4 protein-coding genes are annotated in these 6,439 nt (G+C 50.8%); all 4 read left to right on the top strand.

Annotated features, from left to right (window positions below):
• The first annotated feature begins 74 nt into the window (after window positions 1–74).
• The 4 genes from QOS01_RS06850 (at window position 75) to rpsI (ending at window position 6,306) form a co-directional block, all read left to right on the top strand.
• Window positions 75–4,469, top strand: coding sequence for a glycosyl hydrolase 53 family protein (locus QOS01_RS06850; protein ID WP_283621675.1), 4,395 nt, complete (start codon window positions 75–77; stop codon window positions 4,467–4,469).
• 109 nt (window positions 4,470–4,578) lie between these two features.
• Window positions 4,579–5,349: a tRNA pseudouridine(38-40) synthase TruA gene (gene truA / locus QOS01_RS06855; protein WP_283621678.1), complete on the top strand. Its 771-nt coding sequence runs from the start codon at window positions 4,579–4,581 to the stop codon at window positions 5,347–5,349.
• Window positions 5,350–5,453: 104 nt separating this feature from the next.
• Window positions 5,454–5,897: a 50S ribosomal protein L13 gene (rplM, locus tag QOS01_RS06860; protein ID WP_283621676.1), complete on the top strand. Its 444-nt coding sequence runs from the start codon at window positions 5,454–5,456 to the stop codon at window positions 5,895–5,897.
• Between the two features lie 13 nt (window positions 5,898–5,910).
• On the top strand, window positions 5,911–6,306 hold the full coding sequence (rpsI, locus tag QOS01_RS06865) for a 30S ribosomal protein S9 (protein ID WP_047767415.1): 396 nt from the start codon (window positions 5,911–5,913) through the stop codon (window positions 6,304–6,306).
• Window positions 6,307–6,439: the final 133 nt, after the last annotated feature.

Below are 6,439 nucleotides of genomic sequence, written 5' to 3' on the forward strand. Positions count from 1 at the left end.
AATGCTAGCCATAGCAAGCATACTGCTATATAATAATGAGGTATTTTTAAAGTAAATTAAGTTGAGGGAGAAAAATGGAACAGAAGAAACGTTATAAACTTTATAAAAGTGGCAAGCTCTGGTGCTGTGCGGCCATTGCCTTTGCCAGCTTTACCATCGGCACTGCTACCCTGACTGGCACGAGTCATGCTGATACAACCACACCGGTTAACCAAACGATGGGGACCAGCACGAGTACAGGGACCACGACGACTAGTTCAACTACTAGCCAGCCAGCGAAGAACCAGATGCCAGCAACGACACCAACGACGGCCAACGATGTGAACGCAAATAACGGTTACCTAGACCATTCTTCGCTTTCTACCAATCAGCAGGGCCAAACCCAGCTAAACGTCAGTGGTTGGCAAGCCACTGGTCACAGTACCAGTCAACCCTACCGGTACATAATAGTTTATGATAACAGCAGCCAGCAGGAAATTGCCCGCCAGGCCATCACGCCCCAGCGGCGCGACGACGTGCAAAACGCGTACCCTGACGTGGCCGGCAGTGACTACGCGGGCTTTAATGCTAATATTTTGCTGCCAAACGCGGCTTCACTAGCTGGGCACTCAATCAGTGTCATTTCCCGTTACAGCAGTGATCCCCTGCATGGGGAGGGGAACCGGACCGACTTCTGGTTTAGTCCCATCATCATTGATAACCAGAACCGGGCGGTTTTAGACAACATTAGTAGTGACCAGGACGGTAATGTCACCGTCAGTGGTTGGCACGCCAGCAACCAAGCGGCCCAAAAGCAGTACCACTACATCATCGCTTTTGACCAGACACTGAACCGTGAAATCACCCGACAAAAGGTGGTCGATAACCAGGCCCGACCAGACGTCGCCAAGGCCTTCCCAACAATTGCCAACGCTGGGATTGCCGGTTTTAAGGTCAGCTTTAAGCTTACTCCCCAATATGCTAAGGATAATATTGTCTTCCTGAGTCGGTGGACAGCTGACCCGGCCGGTAATGGTAACGGGACCGACTTTTGGTTTAGTGGGGTTACCAAGGTAAACCGGGCAAACCTGGATTCCTGGGACCTTAGCAGTGGGGACCTACACGTTACCGGCTGGCATGCCGATGACGCTTCTATCTTCGCTCCCTACCACTACCTGATTGTCTTTGACCGGACTGCTAACCGGCAGGTATCGTCCCAACGGATTAAGAATATTGCCTCACCAGACGTGGCTAAGGTGTTCGGCAGCGATACCCGGACAGCGGGGGATGCCCGCTTTGACGTTGACCTGGGCAAATTGCCGTTGCAAATGGGGCACACCTACTCAATCGTGAGCCGCTATTCTGACGTCAGCACCGGTAACGGTAACTCCAGCGATAGTGTTGACTATTGGTTGCCAGACTTTACCTTGAACCAATCGGGATACCACTTTGATTCGGTCAATGTTGAAGGGGACCGGATCACGGTTGGTGGCTGGTTTGCTAGCGATGCGGCAACTACGAAAGATAACCGCTTTGTCATCCTCCTCATTAACGGCAAGGAAGTCGCTCGGCAAAAGATTCAGGCAACTGCCCGGCCGGACGTTGCTAAAGTTTATCCGCAGATGTACAACAGTGCCAACAGTGGCTTTGTTACCGCGTTTGACCTGCCTAACAACGTTACTGACCATAACGGCAGTTTCCAGGTCGTCCTGCGCTATAGTGATGCTAATGATGGTGAAGGTAACTATGTCGATGCCTGGTCTGAGAAGTACAACAATAAGATTCTTTACACCAACCGCCTGATTGTCTCGAACGGTAAATTCTACTACCTTGACGGCAATGGTCAAATTGTGCGTAACCAAACCGTCAATGTGAATGGTATTAACCTGCACTTCAACAATGATGGGGCGGCGGATACCGATCTTGATACCTTGCGGACCTTTACTGGTAACCAACTGGCAGCGGACTTGAAGGCTAACCACCAGCTTGTTAAGTACGATTGGCAGAGCAGTGACAATAACTACGCCGCCTTTTCCGTCCACCAGATGGCCCAGCTGATTGCCCGGGGCGATTTGAAGAACGACCCGGCCATTATTGAAAAAGTCCTTAACCGGACATCACTGTTGAACGGGACCGTGGTCGAAAGCTATACGGCTAAGCTGAACCAGACAAACTTCGACGATGCACTAGCCAACTTCATGAACCAGCTTGGTAACCGAAACGTCAATGGTGACTTCTTAGGGGTCGGACTGGACCTGCATACCATGACCCTCGCCTTGCTGCTGATCAACGGTCAACAGGCTAGCCAGCCGGTTGCTACCACCAGTTCTACCCTTCAGCCCGTTGTCCAGGACCTCTTCAAGGATCATGGGGTCAATGTTGATGTTGAAAACGGCCTAACGAAGGGGCAGGCCCTCGGGGCCGATGACCTGGGCAACCTGTTGGCAAACCTCGGCCTCGTCTTGAAGGGACCTAAGGGGGAGACAATTAGCGACGACATCCTGAAGACCATCTTCGCGAGCCTGCCTGGCAACACCAAAGGCCTTGAAGGACTCAAGACTTACACCCATGGTAAGGATAGCTACCACTACGTCTTCTGGCTAGAGGGACAAAGTGCTGAGGATAAGCTAAACAACTTCCTCGCTGCTAATAAGGGCGCCAAGTACGGTGACGCCTTAAAGATCAACTACAGCGCCATCCTAACTTGGGGGGCACCCGTCAAGCCGGCCGTCGACGATGACAAGACACCGGAAAGCCAAAAGACGGTTGACGAGGTTAAGTTGGCTTACCAGACAGGTGGAGAAACTGGGGCCCGTTACGAAACCGTCAAGGTGGAACCAATCAATAATATGAGCCAGGAGACCATCCGGGGAGTGGACGTCTCAAGTTACATTGCCCTGATCAATAACGGGGTTCAGTTCTACGACTTCAATGGGCAACCGGCCGACCTGATGAAAGTCCTTTCTGAAGCGGGCGTTAACTACGTCCGGATCCGCCTGTGGGTTAACCCTTACAATGCCGATGGCTTAAGCTACGGTGGGGGAAACAACGATGAACAGACTGCCCTAGAGATTGCCAAAAATGCCCAAAAGTACGGGATTAAGACCTACCTAGACCTGCAATTCTCCGACTTCTGGGCCGACCCGGCTACCCAAGCGCGGCCAAAGGCTTGGCGGGACCTGAGTGACGAAAACCTGAACACGGAGCTGTACCTGTACAACAAGAAACTGATCAGTGACTTCAACGCGGCCGGAATTCAGATTGGTATGGTCCAACTCGGTAACGAAATTACCAAGGGTATGCTGGGCGTCAGCGAGGGTGGCTCGATTAACGTTTGGAAGGATAACCCGTACGCCACTAAGTTGACCAACCTACTGAGCGCGGCTTCGCGGGCATACCGGGAGGACAGTCAGAATACCAAGATTGCCATCCACGTTGAATCCCCAGACATTGATAACGACCGCCTGATTTTGCAGTCGTTACAAGACCACAACGTTAGTTACGACATCTTTGCTACTTCCTACTACCCGTTCTGGGGATGGGGTAACACAACCAAGTGGGGGAACAACCCGACCATCATCGCGCAGGTTGAACAGCTGGCAAAGGAATTTGGTAAGAAGTACATGGTTGCCGAAACTGGCTGGCCGTTTACTCTGCAAAACGCGGACGGGACAGCCAACAACATCAGTAACGACCCTGGTCACTACCCAGTGAGCCCCCAGGGACAAGTCGATGCCATCAGCGAACTGTACAAGACGATTCTTAGTAATGATAATGGCCTCGGCGCATTTTACTGGGAACCAGCCTGGATCCCGGTTCGTGCCGGTTGGGATAACTGGCAGTTCAACAAGTACATGGGTGAAACCGAAGGAACCGGTTGGGCCTCAATGAACTCGCGTGGTTACTACCCTGACTCAAAGCTGTTCTACAATGGTCAGCCGGCAAGTGGCGGTTCATCCTGGGATAACATTACCCTGTTTGATGACCACGGCCACCCACTGCAGTCGTTGATGATGTTCAAGGGCTTCTTAGATGGCTATACGTCACCTGAAGTGGCAAGAAAAGAGTCACCGGTAACGATTAAGATCAGCAAGATCTGGAATAATACCGATGTCACCCCGGGAGATGGCCTGACAGCTGGGGGAACGGTTGCGGTCGATGACTTCCTAGACGGTCAGTCAGCCAGCCTCCTTACTGGCGATCCCGCTGCTGCCATCAGTGATACCAACTTGACGGCCATTGCTGAAAGACTGAAGGATGGGGTTAAGTCGGCGGAATACGTTGCTGCTAATGGCGCCCGTTACCACTATGAATTCTGGCTTAATGGTAACAATGCTGGTGAAAAGACGGATAACTTTGTGGCTGCTAACCAGGGAGTTAAGTACGGGCAAAACCTGACGGCTACCTATTCGGCTAAGCTAGTGGTGGACGCGGAGCCAGGCGACCAGGCAACGACCAAGTTAAGCCCTCAAGTTGATGATGAAATTTAATTAGTATAAAGGAGACCGGACTTTTAAGCTGGTCTCCTTTTCATATGCTTGTATCTCCGGGGATGACCAGCTAAAATGGGAAGGATAGTTTATGAAAGGAGCGGCAAAAATGTACCGTTACAAGATTACGTTTGCCTATGATGGGGCCAACTTCTCAGGCTTTCAGATTCAGCCGCACAAACGGACCGTTGAGCAGGTCCTCAAAAACGCGGTCAATAAGATTGCCAAGCACCCGGACCCACCAATTTCGGTCATTGGATCGGGGCGGACCGATGCCGGCGTCCACGCTCTTAACCAGGTGGCCCACTTCGACATTCCCTACCACTTAGGTAATGATTCGATGCGTAAGGCCCTCAACAGTATCCTTCCCTTGGATATCCTGGTGAAAAAGGCCGAACTGGTTGATCCTAGTTTTCACGCCCGCTTTAGTGCCCACCGCAAGACCTACCGTTACCGGGTTGACCAGGGTGAATTCGTGGACCCTTTCAAGCGCAACTACACGGCGCACTTTAAATACCCGGTCGATATTGACAAGATGCGGATTGCGGCTCAGGACTTCATCGGGGAACATGACTTTACCAGCTTTGTTGCCTCGGGAAGCCAGGCCAAGAGTAACGTCAGAACGGTGGAGAAAATCACCATTAACCGGGACCCCGTCCGCAATGAGGTTGTCTTTGAGTTTACGGGGAACGGGTTCTTGTATAACCAGATCCGGATAATGGTTGCCTTCCTCTTGGAGGTGGGAAGCGGCCAGCGCCCGGTCAGTGACGTCAAGCGGGTACTGGCGGCCAAGGACCGGACCCAGGCCCGGATGACGGCCCCCGCTAGTGGCTTGTACCTGGTCAGTGTTGATTATGGATCGAATGGCGAAAATGATTGACGAACAATTGAGAAAAAGGTATACTAACACTTGGTATTTCTTTTCCATCTAATAACTCGGTACACTATTATATGTAAAAGAAAACAAAATTGGAGGAACTAATCGTGAGAACGACATACATCGCTAAACCTGGTGAAGTTGATCGCAAGTGGTACGTTGTCGATGCTAAGGATGTCCCAATGGGTCGTCTGGCCACCGTCGTCGCATCTATCCTGCGTGGTAAGAACAAGCCAACATTTACTCCCCACGTTGACACTGGTGACAACGTCATCGTTATCAACGCTGCACAAGTTAAGTTAACTGGTAAGAAGGCATCTAAGAAGATGTACTACCGTCACTCAAACTACCCTGGTGGTTTGAAGGCACGGACTGCCGGTGACTTCCGTGCTAAGGAACCAGAGAAGTTAGTGGAAACTGCTATCAAGGGTATGCTTCCACACAACTCCCTTGGCCACAAGATGGGCTTAAAGCTTCATGTCTACGCTGGTGAAGACCACAGTCATGCAGCACAAAAGCCTGAAGCATTGGACATTACAAACTTAATCTAAGGAGGGAATGGAATTGGCTCAAACTGTACAATACAGAGGTACTGGTCGTCGTAAGGACGCTACCGCACGTGTTCGCTTAGTACCAGGTTCTGGTAAGATTACTATGAACGGTAAGGCAATCGAAGACTACATTCCATTTGCCAACTTACGTGCTATCGTTAACCAACCATTTGATGTTACTAAGACTAACGGTCAATACGACGTTATCGCTAACATCAACGGTGGTGGATTCTCCGGTCAAGCCGGTGCAGTTCGTCACGGTATCGCCCGTGCCCTGCTCACTGTTGACCCTGACTTCCGTGACGCTTTGAAGAAGGCCGGTCTTTTGACTCGTGACCCTCGGATGAAGGAACGTCGTAAGCCAGGTCTGAAGAAGGCTCGTAAGGCTGCTCAATTCAGTAAGCGTTAATATTCGATTACCGCTTCAATATCAGAGATCGAGTTTTACTCGGTCTCTTTTTTGTTTCGCGGTTTGTAAAATTAAGTTAGAAAAATAAAAAAGTCATTTGTGATAGACTTTTGAATAACCACAAACAAAAGTA

The organism is Limosilactobacillus avium (assembly GCF_947381485.1).
Taxonomy (GTDB): Bacteria; Bacillota; Bacilli; order Lactobacillales; family Lactobacillaceae; genus Limosilactobacillus; species Limosilactobacillus avium.

Coding starts and splice junctions, on each gene's coding strand:
- QOS01_RS06850 (WP_283621675.1), top strand. CDS start 75: ATGGAACAGAAGAAACGTTATAAACTTTATAAAAGTGGCAAGCTCTGG.
- truA (WP_283621678.1), top strand. CDS start 4,579: ATGTACCGTTACAAGATTACGTTTGCCTATGATGGGGCCAACTTCTCA.